The organism is Pseudarthrobacter sp. SSS035, from assembly GCF_023273875.1.
In the GTDB taxonomy this organism is placed as follows: Bacteria; Actinomycetota; Actinomycetes; order Actinomycetales; family Micrococcaceae; genus Arthrobacter.
The window spans coordinates 2,274,389-2,292,379 of record NZ_CP096882.1; the positions used below are offsets into that span (position 1 = coordinate 2,274,389).

Annotated in this window: 18 protein-coding genes and 1 riboswitch; of the genes, 8 read left to right on the forward strand and 10 right to left on the reverse strand. The window is 67.1% G+C overall.

The features are described 5' to 3' along the window. Genes MUN23_RS10440 through MUN23_RS10450 form a run of 3 tightly spaced genes read right to left on the reverse strand, consistent with a single transcriptional unit; the run spans window position 1 to window position 3,737 of the window. Complete coding sequence (locus MUN23_RS10440; protein ID WP_248763742.1) at window positions 1-1,791, reverse strand: cobalt chelatase; 1,791 nt, start codon at window positions 1,789-1,791, stop codon at window positions 1-3. A 9-nt stretch (window positions 1,792-1,800) separates the two neighbouring features. Then, window positions 1,801-2,823 (reverse strand): AAA family ATPase, encoded by a 1,023-nt coding sequence (locus MUN23_RS10445; RefSeq protein ID WP_248763743.1) that lies wholly within the window; start codon window positions 2,821-2,823, stop codon window positions 1,801-1,803. Further along, on the reverse strand, window positions 2,811-3,737 hold the full coding sequence (locus MUN23_RS10450) for an IclR family transcriptional regulator (RefSeq protein ID WP_248763745.1): 927 nt from the start codon (window positions 3,735-3,737) through the stop codon (window positions 2,811-2,813). Before MUN23_RS10450 ends, MUN23_RS10445 begins: the two co-directional genes overlap by 13 nt. A 206-nt stretch (window positions 3,738-3,943) precedes the next feature. Here MUN23_RS10450 and xsc point away from each other — a divergent pair, with 206 nt between their 5' ends. Further along, window positions 3,944-5,854, forward strand: coding sequence for a sulfoacetaldehyde acetyltransferase (xsc, locus tag MUN23_RS10455; RefSeq protein ID WP_248763747.1), 1,911 nt, complete (start codon window positions 3,944-3,946; stop codon window positions 5,852-5,854). Between the two features lie 126 nt (window positions 5,855-5,980). Here the strand turns inward: xsc and MUN23_RS10460 are convergent, their stop codons facing one another. Both MUN23_RS10460 and ald read right to left on the reverse strand, forming a co-directional pair. Further along, window positions 5,981-7,447, reverse strand: coding sequence for a PLP-dependent aminotransferase family protein (locus MUN23_RS10460; protein WP_248763748.1), 1,467 nt, complete (start codon window positions 7,445-7,447; stop codon window positions 5,981-5,983). Between the two features lie 94 nt (window positions 7,448-7,541). Further along, window positions 7,542-8,663 (reverse strand): alanine dehydrogenase, encoded by a 1,122-nt coding sequence (ald, locus tag MUN23_RS10465; protein WP_248763749.1) that lies wholly within the window; start codon window positions 8,661-8,663, stop codon window positions 7,542-7,544. A 231-nt stretch (window positions 8,664-8,894) separates the two neighbouring features. On the opposite strand from ald, the gene MUN23_RS10470 reads away from it, so the two are divergent. From MUN23_RS10470 to MUN23_RS10485, 4 genes are all read left to right on the forward strand, one after another. After that, window positions 8,895-10,259, forward strand: a complete 1,365-nt coding sequence (locus tag MUN23_RS10470; protein ID WP_248763751.1) for an aspartate aminotransferase family protein — start codon at window positions 8,895-8,897, stop codon at window positions 10,257-10,259. A gap of 98 nt (window positions 10,260-10,357) precedes the next feature. Next, complete coding sequence (locus MUN23_RS10475; RefSeq protein WP_248763753.1) at window positions 10,358-11,452, forward strand: phosphotransacetylase; 1,095 nt, start codon at window positions 10,358-10,360, stop codon at window positions 11,450-11,452. Further along, on the forward strand, window positions 11,449-12,561 hold the full coding sequence (locus MUN23_RS10480; RefSeq protein WP_248763754.1) for a YeiH family protein: 1,113 nt from the start codon (window positions 11,449-11,451) through the stop codon (window positions 12,559-12,561). The genes MUN23_RS10475 and MUN23_RS10480 overlap by 4 nt, the downstream gene beginning before the upstream one ends. Before the next feature lie 11 nt (window positions 12,562-12,572). Beyond that, a complete protein-coding gene (locus tag MUN23_RS10485; RefSeq protein WP_248763756.1) occupies window positions 12,573-13,292 on the forward strand; it encodes a sulfite exporter TauE/SafE family protein in 720 nt (239 codons plus the stop codon). Here MUN23_RS10485 and MUN23_RS10490 read toward each other — a convergent pair. The 4 genes from MUN23_RS10490 to MUN23_RS10505 form a co-directional block, all read right to left on the reverse strand. Beyond that, window positions 13,273-13,677 carry a multidrug efflux SMR transporter gene (locus MUN23_RS10490; RefSeq protein WP_248763757.1) on the reverse strand — a complete coding sequence of 135 codons (405 nt, stop codon included), beginning with the start codon at window positions 13,675-13,677 and terminating at the stop codon, window positions 13,273-13,275. The two genes, MUN23_RS10485 and MUN23_RS10490, sit on opposite strands and share 20 nt — an antisense overlap. Then, entirely contained in the window at window positions 13,677-14,000 is a 324-nt protein-coding gene (locus tag MUN23_RS10495) for a multidrug efflux SMR transporter (RefSeq protein ID WP_248763758.1), read from the reverse strand. The genes MUN23_RS10490 and MUN23_RS10495 overlap by 1 nt, the downstream gene beginning before the upstream one ends. A 9-nt stretch (window positions 14,001-14,009) precedes the next feature. Next, window positions 14,010-14,075: riboswitch (guanidine-III (ykkC-III) riboswitch) on the reverse strand. Between the two features lie 72 nt (window positions 14,076-14,147). Next, window positions 14,148-14,678, reverse strand: coding sequence for a ferritin (locus tag MUN23_RS10500; RefSeq protein ID WP_248763759.1), 531 nt, complete (start codon window positions 14,676-14,678; stop codon window positions 14,148-14,150). 84 nt (window positions 14,679-14,762) lie between these two features. Continuing rightward, window positions 14,763-15,413, reverse strand: coding sequence for a HutD family protein (locus MUN23_RS10505; protein WP_248763761.1), 651 nt, complete (start codon window positions 15,411-15,413; stop codon window positions 14,763-14,765). A 73-nt stretch (window positions 15,414-15,486) separates the two neighbouring features. Between MUN23_RS10505 and MUN23_RS10510 the strand changes: the two genes are divergently transcribed. From MUN23_RS10510 to MUN23_RS10520, 3 genes are all read left to right on the forward strand, one after another. Next, window positions 15,487-16,326, forward strand: coding sequence for an aminoglycoside phosphotransferase family protein (locus MUN23_RS10510; RefSeq protein ID WP_248763762.1), 840 nt, complete (start codon window positions 15,487-15,489; stop codon window positions 16,324-16,326). A gap of 90 nt (window positions 16,327-16,416) precedes the next feature. Then, window positions 16,417-17,016 carry a phosphoribosylanthranilate isomerase gene (locus tag MUN23_RS10515; RefSeq protein ID WP_248763764.1) on the forward strand — a complete coding sequence of 200 codons (600 nt, stop codon included), beginning with the start codon at window positions 16,417-16,419 and terminating at the stop codon, window positions 17,014-17,016. 103 nt (window positions 17,017-17,119) lie between these two features. Continuing rightward, window positions 17,120-17,521 (forward strand): YccF domain-containing protein, encoded by a 402-nt coding sequence (locus MUN23_RS10520; RefSeq protein WP_248763765.1) that lies wholly within the window; start codon window positions 17,120-17,122, stop codon window positions 17,519-17,521. On the opposite strand, the gene MUN23_RS10525 is transcribed toward MUN23_RS10520, so the two are convergent. Next, the gene (locus tag MUN23_RS10525; RefSeq protein ID WP_248763767.1) at window positions 17,518-17,952 is read right to left on the reverse strand and encodes a VOC family protein; all 435 of its coding nucleotides are present in this window, start codon (window positions 17,950-17,952) and stop codon (window positions 17,518-17,520) included. The genes MUN23_RS10520 and MUN23_RS10525 overlap by 4 nt on opposite strands. Between the last annotated feature and the right edge of the window lie 39 nt (window positions 17,953-17,991).

Consider the following 17,991-nt stretch of genomic DNA (forward strand, 5'->3'; position numbering starts at 1 on the left):
TCAGCGGCGTCCGGCAAGCATGGCCAGGACCTGCCCGACGACGGCGGCACTGCTTCCGCGCGAGAGGTCCAGTGCGATGTTCCTGCGGTAATACGGCGAGAGATCCAGCCCCACGCCCAGTCCGAAGATCTCCGCGTTGCCGGCGGCTTCGTGCGCCGCCACGACATCCCGGAGATGCTGTTCCAGATAGTGGCCGTCGTTGGCCAGGGCGGTGGCGCCGTCCATCGGGCTGCCGTCGGACACCACCAGCAGGATCCGCCGTTCGGAGCCGTTGCTCCCCGTGCCGCCGTTCCCAGGGCCGCCCCCGAGCCGAGCGCAGGCCCAGTCCACGGCCTCGCCGTCGACTCCTTCACGGAACAGGTCCTTCTTCATGAGCCCGGCAATGGCCGGGCGGGCCCGCCGCCACGGGGTGTCTGCGTCCTTGAAGACCAGGTGCCGCACCTCGTTGAGCCGCCCCGGATGCGGGGGCCTGCCGGTACGGATCCAGTCCTTCCCGGCGCGGCCGCCGTTCCAGGCGGCGGTGGTGAAGCCCAGGACTTCGCAGCGCGCCCCCGCCAGTTCCAGGGCGCGCGCGTAGACGTCCACCAGGGCGGCCACGGCGGCGCTGTGCTCCTTCATGGAACCGGAGCAGTCCACCAGGAACGTCACTGTAGCGTCGGTCCGGGGTTCGATCCGTTCGGTCCGGAACACCCTGCGGTCCCCGGATGCCGTGACCAGCCGGGCGAGCCTGCTGCCGTCGAGCCGGCCCTCAATGGCGTCGCCGTCCCAGCCGTCCTGGACGGCTGTGGACAGCACCGCGCCCAGGGCACGGCCCAGCCGGGGCACGTTGATGCCCTGCCTGGCAATGTCGTCGTCCAGCTGCTGCCGATATCCGCGCAGTAGTTCGGCGCGGACCAAATCCGTGGCGTGGAGCTCGCGGTCATAGGCCGTGGTGAACTTTCGGTAGCCGTCCCCTCCGGCTTCCAGCGCATCGCTGCGCCCATACCCGGCGGTGGGGACGGCGTCGTCGTTGCTGTCCTGATCGAAGAGCAGCTGGAACTGCGGCACCCGGCCGCTGGAGCGGGAGGGCCGCGCTTCCCGGGCTTCCAGGTGCTCGCTGATGGCGGCGACGGTCTCCGCGATGGCGAGGGAATGGCGGGCAAAGCCCGGCTGGGAGAACCGTTCCCGCCGCAGGGCGGCCAGATGCGTGCCGAGGTGCGGGGCAAGCTCGGCCCGGGCGGATTCAATCCGGTCCTCGAAGTCCGGGGACATCGGCTCCGCGGTGATCCTCGCCCGGCAGACCTGGGCCACGGTGAAGAGAATGAGTCCCAGGTCCGTGTCCGCCAGCGTGGACGCCTCGAACTCCCGGGACCATTGCTGGAAGCGGCGGTTCAGGTTGGCCCGGACCCCCGGCATGGCGGCGTCGGCCAGCGACTCGGTACGGAACTGTTCGAGCATCTCAAACACCAGCCTTCGTGCCGGCGTTGCGGGGCAGAACTCCGCATGCAGCGCGGCATCGCTGTGCTGCAGCCGCAGCGCCATGCCGTCCGCCGCGCCGCGGAAGGCGTCCAAGGTAACGGCGTCCGTGCCCGGGTGGAGATGGGGCGCGGGCATGGCCACCGGGGTGCTCTCCCGGTACAGCGCGGGGCCGCGGAAGTGCAGGCCGCCCTGCCTGCTGAGCCCGCGCATGGCTGCGGCGCACAGTTCAAGGGTCTGCTTGCGGCGGCGCAGCGAGGTGGCGGCGAGCTGCCGGGCGGCGGTCTCCGCCCCTTCCCTCTCCGCCTGCTCCGTCTGTTCCGCCAGGGAGGCCATGGGCGGCCCTTAGCTGGCCGCGGCGGCAGCGAAGGCGCGGGTCGGCGGCAGCTCGGCGGGCAGGTACCCCGAGGTCCGTGGCGCTTCCAGCTCCCGGTCAAAGCAGCGCTGGAAGTACTCGGCAATGAGTGGCTGCTCGGCTTCATCGCACTTGTTGACGAAGGACAGCTGGAACGCCTTGCCGGGATCGCCGAAGATCCCGATGTTCTCGGCCCAGGTGATGACGGTGCGCGGGGACATCAGGGTGGACAGATCGCCCACCCGGAAGCCGTCCCGCGTCAGCTTGGCCACGGCCACCATGGACGCCACCAGTTTTCGGCCGGCCGCGTCGTCCAGCTCAGGGACCCGCGCCAGCACGATCCCGATCTCGTCCTCCGCCGGGGGATGGTTCAGGGCGGCGACGATGTTCCAGCGGTCGATCTGCGCATGGTTGAGCCGCTGGACGCCGTGGTACATGCCGTTGAGGTTTCCCAGTCCCACGGTGTTGGCCGTGGCAAAGAGCCGGAACCCGGGGTGCACGTCAAGGACCCGGTTCTGGTCCAGCAGGGTCAGCTTGCCGTCGCGTTCCAGAAGCCGCTGGATCACGAACATCACGTCCGGGCGGCCGGCGTCGTACTCGTCCAGGATCAGGGCCACGGGCCGTTGGATGGCCCAGGGGACAATCCCTTCCTGGAACTCGGTGACCTGCTTGCCGTCCTTCAGCACCACGGTGTCGCGGCCCACCAGGTCAAGGCGGCTGATGTGGCCGTCCAGGTTCACCCGGACACAGGGCCAGTTCAGCCGCGCGGCCACCTGCTCGATGTGCGTGGACTTGCCTGTGCCGTGCAGGCCCTGGAGCAGCATCCGCCGGTTCCGGGTGAAGGCGGCCAGGATGGCCAGGGTGACGTCGTGGTTGAAACGGTAGGCGGGGTCCACCTCGGGGACGTGCTCGTCGGCTTCCCGGAAGGCCGCCACCTTGAGGTCAGAATCGAGATTGAACACCTCGCGGACTGAAACCATCTCGTCCGGCATCAGGCGGCTCAGCTGGTCCACAGCTCGTCCTCCACGCCGTCAGAGCGGCCCGCGTCGATGCCGGCCGCCCCGGCCTGGCTGCCCCCGGTGGTGCTGCCGCCGTCGACGGTTCCTTCAGCGGTGCCGGAACCGGCCTCTGCCTCGATCAGACCGATCGCCGCCGCAGCACGCTGCAGGGCCGGGAGCAGCTTCAGCCCCTTCTCGGGGGTGAGCCGCATGACCGGCGCCTGGACCGCGACGCAGAGGTTGGACACGGTGTTCGCTGTGGGAACCAGCACGGCCACGCACACCATGCCTGGGAGGAATTCCTCGTCGTCGATCGCGTAGCCGTCCCGGCGGACGCGCTGGAGTTCCTCCTCGATCAGCTCGGGGTCCGTCACGGTCTTGTTCGTGTAGCGTTCCAGCGGCGCGGCGGCAATGAGGCGCCTGCGCTGTGCCGGGCTGAGCTGGGAGAGGATCATCTTCCCGCTGGCCGAGCAGTGCACCGGCACCCGGGAGCCGGGCTGGAGGGTGATCCGCAGCGGTTCGGACGTTTCGATACGGTCCAGGTAGACCACTTCGCTGCCGGACACCGCCGTCACGTTGCAGCTCTCGCCCAGTTCCGCGACCAGGTTTCGCAGCACCGCATGGCGTGCGCCGTGGTGCATGTCATTGATCAGCAGATTCTCCGCCATGCGCCGCAGCCGCACCCCGGTGCCGTAGTGCCGGCCGTTGTTCTCCCGGATCAGAAGGCCGGAGCCTTCCAGCTGCTGCAGCATGCGGTGCAGCGTGGGCTTGGGTGTGCCCGTTTCCTCCACCAGGCCCTGGAGCGTGAAGAGCTGGTCCTTGGTGGCGATCAGTTCCAGCAGCGAGAACAGCCGCATGGTGGGCGTGTCCCCGGCCAGCTCCGTCGGCGCCTGCAGGGCGGGCTCGCCCAGCCTGTGAATCTCAGCCATTTTGTTGTCCTCCACGTGGTCAAGCCGCACCGAAATTGGCATCTGGTTCAAGAATATCGTACGCATCGTTCCGAATAATTGAAATACCCGTTGACGTTATTGTTTTTTTGCCATAATCTCGGCATCAGCACCAAAACAGGAACGCTACGTTCCATTTTTTATAGTCAAACGTATCTGGGCGAAATCCTGGAGGAGGAGCAATCATCATGAGCCAAGACACCGTCGAACTCTCATCCGTTGCCGACGACGGCACGGCAGAAGCGCTCGTCACCGACTCATCCGAGGGGCGGGGCAAAGGCGCCCCGGCCCAGGGAGCACCGGCCAAGGCCGCCCGCGAAGTCGCCAAGGGCGTGCAGAAAATGACACCCTCGGAGGCCTTCGTGGAGACCATGGTCGCCAACGACGTCACCGACATTTTCGGCATCATGGGTTCAGCCTTCATGGACGCCATGGACATCTTCGCCCCCGCAGGCATCCGTCTGGTTCCAGTGGTCCACGAGCAGGGCGCAGCCCACATGGCTGACGGCTATGCCCGTGCCAGCGGACGCCACGGCGTGGTCATCGGCCAGAACGGCCCGGGCATCAGCAACTGCGTCACCGGCATCGCCGCGGCATTCTGGGCGCACAGCCCCGTGGTCATCGTGACGCCGGAAGCCGGCACCACGGGCATCGGCCTCGGCGGCTTCCAGGAGGCCAAGCAGCTGCCCATGTTCCAGGAATTCACCAAATACCAGGGCCACGTGACCCACCCGGCCCGCATGGCCGAATTCACCGGCCGCTGCTTCGACCGCGCCATGTCTGAAAACGGACCCACACAGCTGAACATCCCGCGTGACTATTTCTACGGCGAGATCACTGTCGAGATCCCGCAGCCGCGCCGCGTGGATCGCGGCGCCGGCGGTACCAAGAGCCTGGACGAGGCAGCCGCCCTGCTCGCCACGGCCAAGTTCCCCGTGATCGTCTCCGGCGGCGGCGTGGTCATGGCCGACGGTGTCGAGGAATGCAAAGCCCTGGCCGAACGCCTGGGCGCCCCGGTGGTCAACAGCTACCAGCACAACGACTCCTTCCCGGCCAGCCACCCGCTCTGGGCCGGTCCGCTGGGCTACCAGGGATCCAAGGCAGGCATGAAGCTCATCTCCCAGGCTGACGTCGTGATCGCCCTCGGCACCCGTCTGGGCCCGTTCGGCACCCTGCCGCAGTACGGCCAGGCGTACTGGCCCACCGAAGCGAAGATCATCCAGATCGACGCCGACCACACCATGCTGGGCCTGGTCAAGAAGATCAGCGTGGGCATCTGCGGCGATGCCAAGGCCGTGGCACTTGAGCTGAGCAAGCGCCTGGACCAGCTCACCCTCGCCTGCGACGCCACGAAGGCCGAGCGTGCCGCCACTATCAAGGCCGAGAAGGAAAGCTGGGAAGAGGAACTCACCGCGTGGACGCACGAAAAGGATGAGTACAGCCTCGACATGCTCGAGGAGCACAAGAACGAAGACGGCAACTGGCTGTCCCCGCGCCAGGTGCTCCGCGAGCTGGAGAAGGCCATGCCGGAGAACGTCATGATCTCCACGGACATCGGCAACATCAACTCAGTGGCCCACAGCTACCTGCGCTTCGAGAAACCGCGCAGCTTCTTCGCCCCGATGAGCTTCGGCAACTGCGGCTACGCCCTGCCGACCATGATCGGCGCCAAGGCAGCAGCCATGGACCGTCCCGCCGTGGCCTACGCCGGCGACGGTGCCTGGGCCATGAGCATGGGCGAAGTCCTCACCGCCGTGCGGCACGACATCCCTGTTACCGCCGTCGTCTTCCGTAACCGCCAGTGGGGTGCGGAGAAAAAGAACCAGGTGGAGTTCTACAACCGACGCTTCATCGCCGGAGAACTCGACAACGGCGAGAGCTTCGCCGCCATGGCCCAGACCATGGGAGCCGAAGGCATCGTGGTCGACCAGCTCGACGAGGTGGGCCCCGCGCTCAAGCGCGCGCTCGCCGCCCAGATGGAAGAGGGCAAGACCACGGTCATCGAGATTATGTGCACCCGCGAACTGGGAGACCCCTTCCGCCGCGATGCCCTCGCGAAGCCGGTCCGCACGCTCGAGAAGTACAAGGACTACGTGTAAACCGGACAGCCAGTGGTAGGTGACACAAAGACTCCCCGGACCGAAAGGTCCGGGGAGTCTTTGGCTTTTGCCGGTGCTAAGAGGCCGGACCGTTGCCGGCGCCTGGTCCGGCGCCGCGGGACCGGACTACCCCTCGGCGAGCAGCTTCGTGGCCACCTCGCCCACGCGGGCCAGGCCCTCCGGGATGGAACGCGTGGGAATGGCGCCGAAGCCGATCCGGAAGCAGTTCCGCGGCGCATTTTCCTGGCTGAAGAAGATGTCCCCGCGCTCGATCAGCACACCGCGCTTTTCGGCACGGCGCACGAGCTCCACGGCATCGAGCCGGGCCGGTCCCTCCATCCAGAGGCTGACGCCACCGGGCGGGTACGGGCCCTGCTCCCAGGGGAGGCACAGTGCGGAGATCTCGGTGACCGTCTCCCAGCGCGTCTTCAGCTGCCGCCGGTGACGGCGCAGGGCGCGGTGGTAATCGCCGCTGTCGATCATCAGGGCGAGGGCGCGCTGCATGTGCCCGGGAGGGTGGCGTACCTGGTACCGCCGCACGCGCCGCAGTTCCGTGATCAGTTCTGCGGGCCCTACCAGGAACCCGAGCCGCAGCCCGGGGGAGAGGAACTTGGAGAACGTGCCCAGGTACAGCACGTCGCCGGTGGAATCCAGGGCCTTCAGCGCGGGGCTGGGGCTGCCTTCGTAGCGGAACTCGCTGTCGTAGTCGTCTTCGATGAGGACCGTTCCGGACGCGGCGGCGAGCTTGAGCAGACGACGGCGGCGCTCCATGCTCAGCGTGACGTTGGTGGGGTGGTGGTGGCTGGGGGTGACGTAGAGCAAGGCGGTGCCGCTGAGGGTCCCGGGAAGGCAGAGCCCGTCCTGGTCGACGTCGATCCCGTAGACCTGGGCGCCGGTGCGCAGGAAGATGTGGCGGGCGTCCAGATACCCGGGGTTCTCGATGCCCACGCGCTGGTGGGGGCCGAGCAGAGTCCTGGCCAGCAGGTCCAGTCCCTGCTGGGACCCGACCGTGATCAGGATTTCGTCCGCACCGGCCTCGATGCCGCGTGCCGGCAGGATCTGGCGGCGGATCATCTCGATCAGCATCGGGTCGTCGGCGCCCACGCTGTCCTGGAGGCTGGCGAAGCGGTGGGGCTGGTAGAGGGCTTCGCGCAGGCTCCGTATCCAGGCCGTGGCGGGGAAGCTGTGGACGTCCACCTGGCCGGCGACGAACGGGTACGGATACGTGTGCCAGTCCGCGTTCTTTTCCACCTCCGGGACGCCCTCGTCCGCGTAGCGGCGCATCCGGGAGGACCAATCGATCATCGAATCCGTGGCCGGTACTTCGGCTTCCGCCGCGGCCAGCATTTCCGGGTTGACGAAGATTCCGCTGCGTTCGTGGCTGAGTACCAGGCCCTCGGTGAGCAGTTCCTGGTACGCCAGGTTGATGGTGTTGCGGGCAACCTTGAGCTCGGCGGCCAGTTCCCGGGAGCTGGGGAGCCTGCGGCGTGAATCGAAGATGCCGACGGCGATGCCGTGCTCGATGACGCGACGGACCTGCCGGTACAGGGGTTCGCTGGAGCTGCGGTCAATCTCTATGAGTGTCCGTGGCACGTTTCGCCTCCCAAGCAGCGCGATGAAGTATCAGGACCGAAAGAAGCGGGGGAGTTCAGTATGAACTCCCCCGCCAAGAATTACTCCTTGTACCTTAGCTACGGGCCAAAGATTCCAGTGCATCAGCGACGTCGATGCCGTGGGCTGCGCCGACGGCCGCGTTGGTCAGGCGCCCGCCCAGTGTGCTCAGGCCTGCGCGCAGTGCCGCGTTCTCTGCCACGGCCCGCTCCACACCCTTGTCGGCGATCTGCAGCACGTACGGCAGTGTGACGTTGGTCAGTGCGTAGGTGGAGGTGTGGGGAACGGCGCCCGGCATGTTGGCCACGCAGTAGAAGACCGAGCCGTGGACGCGGAAGGTGGGTTCCTGGTGCGTGGTGGGGTGCGAGTCTTCGAAGCAGCCGCCCTGGTCGATGGCGATGTCCACCAGGACGCTGCCGGGCTTCATGCGGGAGACCAGTTCGTTGGAGATGATCTTGGGCGCCTTGGCCCCGGGGACCAGCACGGCGCCGATGACGAGGTCGGCCTGGATGACCTCCTGCTCGATGGCGAGCTGGTTGGCGGCGAGCGTGCGGACCCGGCCCTGGTACATCCGGTCTGCTGCGCGCAGCTTGTCCACGTTCTTGTCGAAGAGGACCACGTCCGCCCACATGCCGGCAGCCACGGCAACGGCGTTCATGCCGGACACGCCGGCGCCGATGATGACCACGCGGGCCGGTGCCACACCGGAGACGCCGCCGATCAGTACGCCGCGGCCACCCTCGGGGCGGGTCAGGCACTGTGCGCCCACCAGGGGAGCCAGCCGGCCGGCCACTTCACTCATGGGGAACAGCAGCGGCAGCGAGCCGTCTTCGAGCTGGACCGTCTCGTAGGCAATGGAGGTGCTGCCGGCGTCGAGCAGGGCCCGGGTGCAGGCCTCGTCGGCGGCCAGGTGCAAGTAGGTGAAGATCGTCAGGTCCGGCCGCCTGCGGTGGTATTCCCCCGCGATCGGTTCCTTGACCTTGAGCAGCAGATCGGCGGCGGCCCAGACCTCGTCGGCCGTCTGAAGGATGGTGGCTCCCGCTACCGTGTAGGCGTCATCGGAGATGGACGAGCCTTCTCCGGCGCCGGCCTCAATAAACACATCGTGCCCGTGGGTAACGAGCTCGTGGACGCCGGCCGGCGTGACGGCTACTCGGTATTCGTGGGATTTGCTTTCCTTCGGGATGCCGATCTTCATTGTGACCTCCATGTTGTTGATGGGTGCTCTGCAAATAAGTCCGCCGTGCGGGCTGCGCAGCGTTATCGAAGTATGGTCCGGTCCAGGATGGGACCAGAAGCACCAGATGCGCGCCGGCTGACGGGACCAAACTGGACCCATCAGCCGGGCACGATGTGGCCCTGATGCCCGGGGTGGCCGCCAGCCTAGGCTTCGATCATCGCTACTCACCTCGACAAGAAGGAGATAGTTTTGGACGCCACCACACTCCGGGCCCAGGCCCGGCGCCACCTCGGACCCCACTTCACCCGCAAGGACACCTGGGACAGCGAGTTCCCGATTTTTGTCCGGGGCGAAGGCAGCTACCTCATCGACACCGAAGGGGACCGCTACCTGGACGGCCTCGCCGGGCTCTTCTGCGTGAACATGGGCCACGGCCGCCAGGACATCGCCAAGGCTGCCAGCGAGCAGATCAGCACCCTGGCCTACGCCTCCAACTGGGGCTCGGCGCACCCGCCGGCCATCGAGGCCGCCGCGCTCATCGCGGACCTGGCCCCGGGGGACCTGGGCACCACGTTCTTCGTCAACTCCGGCTCCGAGGCCGTGGAGACGGCCCTGAAGTTTGCCCGCCAGTACTTCCGCAGCCAGGGCCAGCCGCAGCGCACCAAAGTCATCAGCCGCGACATGGCCTACCACGGCACCACCATGGGTGCCCTGTCCATCACGCAACTGCCCAAGATCAAGGAACCGTTCGGCGAGCTCCTGCCGGGAATCCGCAGCGTCCCGAACACCCTCGGTTTCACCGGCGACTGCGGCCCGGTCACGGAACTCGACTGCTTCCGCGCCATTGAGCGGGTTGTCCTCGAAGAGGGTCCGGAAACCGTTGCGGCCATCTTTGTCGAGCCGGTCCAGAACGGCCGCGGAGCCCTCGTGGCACCTGACGGCTACTGGCCGGCCCTGCGCGCACTGTGCGACAAGTACGGGATCCTTCTGGTCTCCGATGAAGTCATCTGTTCCTTCGGCCGGCTTGGCCACTTCTTCGGCTACGGCGTCACCGGCGTGGTCCCGGACCTGGTCACCTTCGCCAAAGGCTCCACTTCAGGCTATGCACCCCTGGGCGGCCTGATCGTCCGCGAGCAGCTGGTCCAGGAGCTGTTTAACTCATCCACGGGCGGCGTCTTCACGCACGGCGCCACCTGGGGCGGGCACCCGGTCTCCACCGCCGTCGCGGTCGCCAACATCACCGCCATGCGCGACGAAAACGTCCTGGGCAACGTACAGGAACATGGCCCGAAGCTCATGGAGGCCCTGGAATCCCTGAAGAACTCGCACCGCTGCGTCAAGGCAGTCCGGGGCATGGGCTTCTTCTACGCGATCGAACTCATGGCGGACAGTTTCAGCGGCCGCGAACTGACCCAAGCCGAGTCGCTGAAGGTCCTTCGCGAAGTCCTTCCCGAGTCCTTCAAGCGGACCAAGGTGATCCTGCGGGGGGATGACCGCGGTGCCACCATGATCATGATCTCCCCGCCGCTCGTGGCCGACGCAGAGGTCCTGTCCGCGCTGCTGCATGGTGTGGACGGCATGCTCACCGACATCGAGAAGGCCATCCAGCCCTAACCACCGCATCCGGTTCTTCGCCTGCGGAGGCGCCCCTTCGTGGACGCCTCCGCAGGATCCGATGTGACCTCCGCAGGTTCGAGAGAAGAGGTGCAACCATGGTGACGGCGATTGTTGAGAAGCGCATTCCGCAGGCAGCGCCGCCCGCGGGAAGCGCGCTGTTTGAGCGCTGGCGCCAGGAGCTGTCCGGCCGCGGCCGGGTGGTCGGATTCGCCGACGGCGAGGACGAGCGTGCCGTCCGCGCTGCCAGTGCGCTGGCCGCGGAAGGGATCATCAACCCCAGGCTCATTGGCCGGAGCCGTGAAATCCGGCGCGTGGCGGCCGAACTGGACTGTGTGCTGCCCGGCGACGCCATCCTCGACGTCGGCGGGCTGGCCGGCGACAGCAGCATCGCCGCGCTGATCGGGGAGGCTTACGCCCGCAAGCCCGGGCTGTTGACCCACGCCAGCCGGGAACCGGTCCATGTTGCCGCGGCAGCGTTGCGGGCCGGGTATCTGGACGCCTGTGTTGCCGGTGCCGGGACGCCCACGGCGCTGGTGCTCCGGGCCGCGCTGCGCGTGGTGGGCCTGGACCCCGGCTGCACCACCCTGAGCAGCTCGTTCCTGATGCTGCTGCCCGACGGAAGGGAACTGACGTTCGGCGATTGCGCCGTCGTTCCCGATCCTTCCGCCGAACAGCTGGCGGACATCGCCGCCTCGGCGGCCGCCATGCACCAGGCGCTGACGGGGCAGTCGCCGAAGGTGGCCATGCTGTCCTTCAGTACCCGGGGCAGCGCTAGCCACTCGCACGTGAACAAGGTCAGGTCCGCGATGGAAATCCTGCGGACCCGCCACCCGCTGCTGCACGTGGACGGCGAGCTGCAGTTTGATGCCGCGATGGTCCCCGCCATCGGGGCGGCGAAAGCACCCGGCTCGGAGGTGGCGGGTCAGGCAAATGTGCTGGTGTTCCCCAGCCTGGACGCCGGAAACATCGGCTACAAGATCACCGAACGGCTCGGGGGAGCCGTGGCCGTGGGCCCGATCCTGCAGGGGCTGGCAGCGCCCCTGAACGATTTGTCCCGTGGTTGCAGCGCCGGGGACATCGCGTCCGTTGGCCTGTTGAGCGCCATGCAATCGCTCTCCGTACTCGACAGAAAGGAGATCCGGCCTGAGCACGGCGCAAGCCCGCTCCGGGAGGATCGCAGACGACCATGACACAAGACGTTGCCACGCCCGTAGGAAGCGACAAGCCAGAAGGAAGCGGCAAACAGCGTGGATTTCTCCCGCGAGGCCTGCGGGACGGGCGGCTGCCTGGGCTCGCACTGGCGGCCGCTGCCGTGGCTGTCGCCTGGCTTGTCCACGCGGCCGTCCCGGTGCTCCCCTTCCTCACGGTGGCCGTCATCCTGGGCATCCTTTCCGCCAACCTGCCCGGGATCGGCCCGGCAGTCGAAGGAGTCATGCAGCCTGGGCTGGTGCTGGCCGCCAGGAGGTTCATGAGGCTCGGAATCGTGCTGCTCGGACTGAAGCTGAGCCTCATAGACGTCGCGGCCCTCGGCTGGGCGACGCTGGGAATCGTCGTGGGCATCGTGCTGCTGACCTTCGTGGGCACCTTGCTGCTGGGCAAGGCTTTCAGGCTTCCGGGGGACCAGCCTTTGCTCCTGGCCGCAGGCTTTTCCATCTGCGGCGCCTCCGCCATCGGGGCCATGAGCGGAGTGACCAGGACGGATCACCGCGGCACCGTGGTGCCCATCGCGCTCGTGACCCTGTGCGGAACCCTTGCCATCGCCGTGCTGCCGGCCCTCATGGGTCCTCTCGGCCTGGACGAGGTGCAGTTCGGGCATTGGGTGGGGGCCAGCGTCCATGACGTGGGGCAGGTTGTCGCGACGGCACAGACGGCAGGCACCGCGGCCCTGGCAGGGGCCCTGGTCATCAAGCTCACCCGTGTCCTGATGCTCGCCCCAATGGTCACCGCCGCCGCTTTGGTGCAGCGCTACCGCAGTCGTTCCCGGCGCAACCGTTCCCAGCACAGCAACGCCGCCGCCGGCATGGAAGAAGGCAAGCTCAAATTCCCACCCCTGATCCCGCTGTTCGTGGCCGGGTTCATGGCGATGATCGTGTTGCGGACGCTGGGAATCCTGCCGCATGCGGTCCTGGAAGGTGCTGCGCTCGCCCAGGACCTTCTGCTCGCTGCGGCGCTGTTCGGGCTGGGAGCGTCCGTGCAAATACGGTCAATTCTTCACACCAGCGGCAGGGCGATCGTCGTCGCCATGCTCTCCTGGGGCCTCATCGGAGTACTCGCCTACGTGGGAGTGCAATTCATCTAGGAATGGACATCATGACCACCACGGAACTCATCATCGCGGCCCTCATAGTTGCCGTCGCCGTGGTGGCGCAGGCCGGCACCGGGTCCGGATTCGGCATCGTCTCCTCGCCGCTGCTGCTGATGATCAGCCCGCAGCTGGTGCCCGGCCCGCTGCTTCTCGTGTCTGTGGTGGTGATGCTGTTCGTGAGCTGGCAGAACCGGAGGGGACTGCGGCACGTGGATCTCACGCTGGCGATTGCCGGGTGCCTGCCCGGTGCCGTTGCCGGACTGTGTGTGCTGCCCCTGCTGAACGGCAAATGGACCGGGATGATCGTTGGCGGGCTGGTGGTGGCCAGCGTGCTCACCGGACTCAAGGGGTTCCGCATCCCGCAAAACCGCTTCTCCCTGTTCGCGGCCGGCCTGCTCGGCGGAGTCCTGGGTACGGTTGCCTCCACCTCAGGGCCGCCGCTTGTGGTGGTTTACCGGAGCGAGGACCCGGCCCGGTACCGCGCCAACCTCTCCCTGTTTTTTCTGGTTTCGTCGTTGGTCTCGTTGCTCGCCCTGGCGGGCGCCGGTTCCTTCGGCACGGAGGAACTGCTGCTCACCGGCTGGCTGCTGCCGGGCGTTGCCCTCGGGGCACTGGCATCGCGGCCGGTGGTGAAGCGGATTTCCGCCGCCGCCATCCGTCCCGCGGCCCTCAGCCTGTGCCTGGTTGCCGGGGTGAGCCTGCTGATCAAAGGCGCTCTGGCCTGACGGGCACGGTTCCCGACGCCGGCGTGTCCTCGGTGGCTGGCTCAGTGTTCCTGCCAGCCGGCAGCGCCTTCAACCCGGCCGCGCAGGCCACAATCCCCCCGATGAACAGCACCTTCAGGACGCTGAAGGGTTCGACGCCCGTGGCCATCGCCCAGCCCACCGTCAGGGCAGCGCCGATCCCCACCCAGACGGCGTAGGCAGTGCCAAGCGGGATGCTGCGGATGGCCAGGCCGAGGCCGATCATGCTCAGGGTGGCCGTCACGGCGAAAACAAGAGTGGGCAGGGGCCGGGTGAAACCGTCGGACAGGCCCAGGGCGGTGGCCCACACGGCTTCCAGCACGGCGGAGGCCAGCAGCATCAGCCACGCAGCGGAACGCTTGTTCATTACGCCACCACCTTCAGGCCAACTACGCACGCGGCGATGCCGGTGAGCAGCAGCAGGCGCGCCGTCGTCGGACGTTCCGCCTTGGTGATGATCGCGTAGGCGGAGGTCAGCACCACGCCCACGCCCACCCACACGGCGTACGCGGTGCCGGTGGGGATGGACTGCATGGCGATGGCGAGGCCGGCCATGCTGGCGAGGACGGAGACCAGGAAGAGGAGGGCAGGCGCGAGCCGGCGTCGGCCAGAGGCCTGGAATGTCCGGTGCAGGGCTGCGGCCCAGACGGCCTCCAGCGCCCCGGAAAGAATGAGAATTAACCACGACATGACAGATCCTTTGGCCAGTCTTGTCGCGTGCCGGGTACTGAACCGTCGTCCGGAGGGTCCTGTGCGGAGCCTTGTTTCCAGCATAGCAACGCCCGACGGCGGGTGGCCGGGTTGGTGGCCAACCTCACCGGCCGGGCGGGCAGAACTTTAGAGCGCGCCGCCGGCGGTTTCCGGAGCGGAGGAGTCGCGGCCCCCGTTGCCCACCGTTTCGCGGGCGATGAAGTTCTCGATGTCGAACAGGTTGTCCGCGCGCTCGGCGATGTTAAAGAGGGTGGTCATGGCGGCAACCTCCTCCACCTGCTCCTTCAGGAACCACAGCATAAACTGCTCGCCCAGGGCGTCGTCCTCGGAACGGGCAGCGCGGAACAAGGCCTCGATCGCGGCCGTCACTTCCTTCTCCTGCTCCAGCGCCAGGGCCAGCGGCTCGGTCACGGAGGAGAAGTCGTTGCGCACGGTGGGGACGCCGGGGATGGTGAATTCAATGTCGCGGTCCAGCATGTACTGCACCATCATCATGGCGTGGTTCCGCTCCTCCACCGACTGCCGGTAGAAGTAGCGGGCCAGCTGCGGGAGGTCCTGGTTGGCGAACCAAGTGGCCACGGCGATGTACTGCTGCGAGGCCGCGAATTCGTTGCCGATCTGGGTGGACAGGAGCGCATTAAAGGGTGTGGAGGTCATAGCCAGAGTCTAGGAGCGCCCCGCGCCGCTGACCAGTGTGGGAAGGCTCAGATAACGAAGGCGAGGCTAGCCTGCAGCGCTGGATCAGGCAGTCACGCGGTCGATTGAAACCACGGCCAGGAAGCCGCGGCCCAGGATTTCGGGGGTCCCGGTATCGGAGCCGACGACGGCGTCATACCTGTTGAGTGCCTCGGGTTCCGTGGGGCTGGGGGCAGCTTCGTCGCCGTCGGCTTCCGCGGCGGCAGTGGCTTCCGCGGCTTCCGCGCTGACGCTGAGGTTGCCCGCGCTGACGGTGGCCTGGCCCTGCAGCAGCACAGCAAGCTGGCCCTCAAAAACAGGGTGCGCGCGCTTTTTGGAGAGCTCGATGATGGACGTGAAGCCCTTGAAGGACGCCGTCCGGGTGATGACATTCAGGTCGCGGATGTCCCCGGTGGGCAGGGCCCCGTGCGCGGCAGCTTCGCCGGAGAACCTGAACGGCCGGTACTTTTCCAGCGGGTGCTCGGCGCCGTCCACCGTGAGGAGGAGCAGCTCGCCGTCGATCACGGTCAGCACACGTTCCATGCCCGGGAACGCCGAGAAATCCCCGGCCTTGCTGACATCGGCGATGCTGACCCGCCAGTCCCAGGCGCCGTCCTGCGCCGAGGCGGCCTTCGGGTGGCTGGCAAGCTCCCGGGTCACCCCGCCGCCGTTGCGCCACGGTTCGGACCTGAGTTCTGCGAAGCGGATGATCTCCATCGGACCAGCCTAGTTTGTTTGGGCGTCCTGGCCTGTGTTTGGGCGTCGCCGCCACGCGTGGCATGCTGGGCAAATGCGCCAGGGGATCACCGAGGAACAGAGCCGGCTGCTGACATCCTGGCTTGGGGAATTCAGCATGGTGCAGGACTACTCCTGGCCTCTGCAGGACACGAACGTCCTCCACGTTGTAACGCCGTCGGGCGAAGGATTCATCGTCAAGGCGAGCACCACCAGCCACCATATCCGCCGCGAGATCGCCGCCCATTCCGGCGGTTTCGAAGGGCTCCACGGCCGCGTTCCGGCGTTACGGCAGGCCTCGGCGGAGGCCGGGATCCTGGTGACGGAATTCCTGCCGGGAACATTGGTGGAGGGGACGCCGGCAGAGGATGATCCGGAAACCTACCGCCAGGCGGGGGAGCTGCTGGCGAGGATTCACCGGCCGGCCGGGGACTCGTCCACGTACGCAACAGCCCTCACGGCAAAGACCCGGGCATGGATGGACCGCGCCCACGGGCTGCTCCCCGAATCCCAACTCGACAGCTTTGAACAGGCGCTCGATGCCCTGCGGCCGGGCGTGGCGCAGCTGGTGGCAACGCACGGCGATTACCAGCCGAGGAACTGGCTGCAGGACAACGGTCAGATCAAGGTCATCGACTTCGGCCGGGCCGATCCGCGTCCGTGGGTGCACGATCTGGTGCGGCTCAGCCACCAGAGGTTCGTGGGCCGGCCCGACCTGGCGGATGCGTTCTATGCGGGCCTGGGCAAAACGGTGGGCCCGGCGGAGGCTGACCTGTGGCGGCTGGAGAACCTTAACCAGTCCATCGGCACGGTGGTGTGGGCCAACCAGGTGGGCGACGCCGCGTTTGAACAGACGGGCCGCGCCATGGTGGAGCGTGTGCTGTCCGGCTCCTGAAATGGAACCGGCCAACATCGGCGCCGCGGGTACTTGCCTGTTAGCCTCCTCCGGGGGGACTATGCGAAGACAGCCTGAAGGAGCCGGAAAATGTTCGTCAAAGTTTGTGGTCTCAGTACGCCCGAATCAGTCCGTGCCGCCGTGGATGCCGGGGCGGACGCCGTCGGCTTTGTCCTGACTGCCAGCCCGCGGGTGGTCTCGCCGTCGCAGGTTTCCACCCTTCTGGCCGATGTGCCGGAAGGCGTGATTGCCATCGGCGTTTTCCGGCATGAACCTGTCGCCGATGCCATTGCCATCGCCCGCGCGGCCGGCCTGGAATGGTTGCAGCTGCACGCGGACCTCACCCCGGAAGACGTCACAACAGTGCACGACGCCGGCATGAAGCTGATCAGGGCGGTCACCATGGCTGCCACAGCAGGCGCGTTCGCCGACTGGGGGGAGGAACTTCTGTTGATTGATGCCGCCGTGCCCGGTTCCGGAGAGGCCTGGGACTACGCCTCCATGGTGGACGTGACGGCGCTCCAGGACCGCAAGTGGCTGCTGGCCGGCGGCCTGGATCAAGACACCGTGGCGCACGCCACCGCAGCCTCAGGCGCGTGGGGCGTGGACGTCTCCTCCGGCGTCGAGGTTTCCCGTGGTGTGAAGGACCTGGACAAGATCCGGGCCTTCGTGAAGGCCGCCAAGGGCTGAGGCCCGGTCCAGGTTTAGGGTCCAAGTTCCAGGGCCGAAGATCAGGGGCCAATCAGGGCATACCCCTACGTTTTTGTCAGACCCCGCGGGGCACAATGGACAGATGAAGACTCTGCTCAACATCATCTGGCTGGTATTCGGCGGACTCTGGCTCGCTCTGGGCTATTTCCTGGCCGGCATCATCTGCTGCCTGCTGATCGTCACCATCCCGTGGGGCATCGCGTCGTTCCGGATTGCGGCGTACACGCTCTGGCCGTTCGGGCGCATGGTGGTGGACAAGCCGGGCGGGACGGGCGTGTTCCCGCTGCTGGGGAATGTCATCTGGCTGGTGGTGGCCGGTATCTGGATCGCGATCGGCCACGTGCTCACGGCCATTGCCATGGCGGTCACCATCATCGGCATCCCCCTGGCCATCGCCAACCTCAAGCTCATCCCGGTCAGCCTGATGCCGCTGGGCAAGCAGATCGTTCCCACCAACAGCCCGTTCGTTACCGCGTACCGTTAGCCGGCGGCATTCCCGGGGGTTTCGCTAAACCCGGGGACCAGTCCCTGGGCTTCGAGCTCCTCTGACCGGAGCGCCCGCAGCACGCAGAATTCGTTTCCGTCCGGGTCAGCCATGACCACCCAGGTCACCTCCGGCCCCTGCCCGACCGAAATGCGCGACGCGCCAAGGGCTTCCAGCCGCTGCACCTCCTCGGCCTGGTCATCCGGACGCAGGTCCAGGTGCAGCCTGTTCTTGATCTCCTTCTGCTCCGGCACCTTCACGAACAGCAGGTCCGGGCTGACGCCGTCGGCCGGGCTGCCTGCGGGCGGCTCCAGTACGATTTCGTCCTCCACCTCGTAGGTGCGGCGCCAGCCCAGGGCCTTCTCCCAGAAATCGGCGGGCACTTTGGGGTCGGTGGAGTCGACGCTGACAGATTGGATGCGCAGGTTCATCCGAGCAGTCTTGCACCGGCCGGGGCGCCCGTAAAGGCT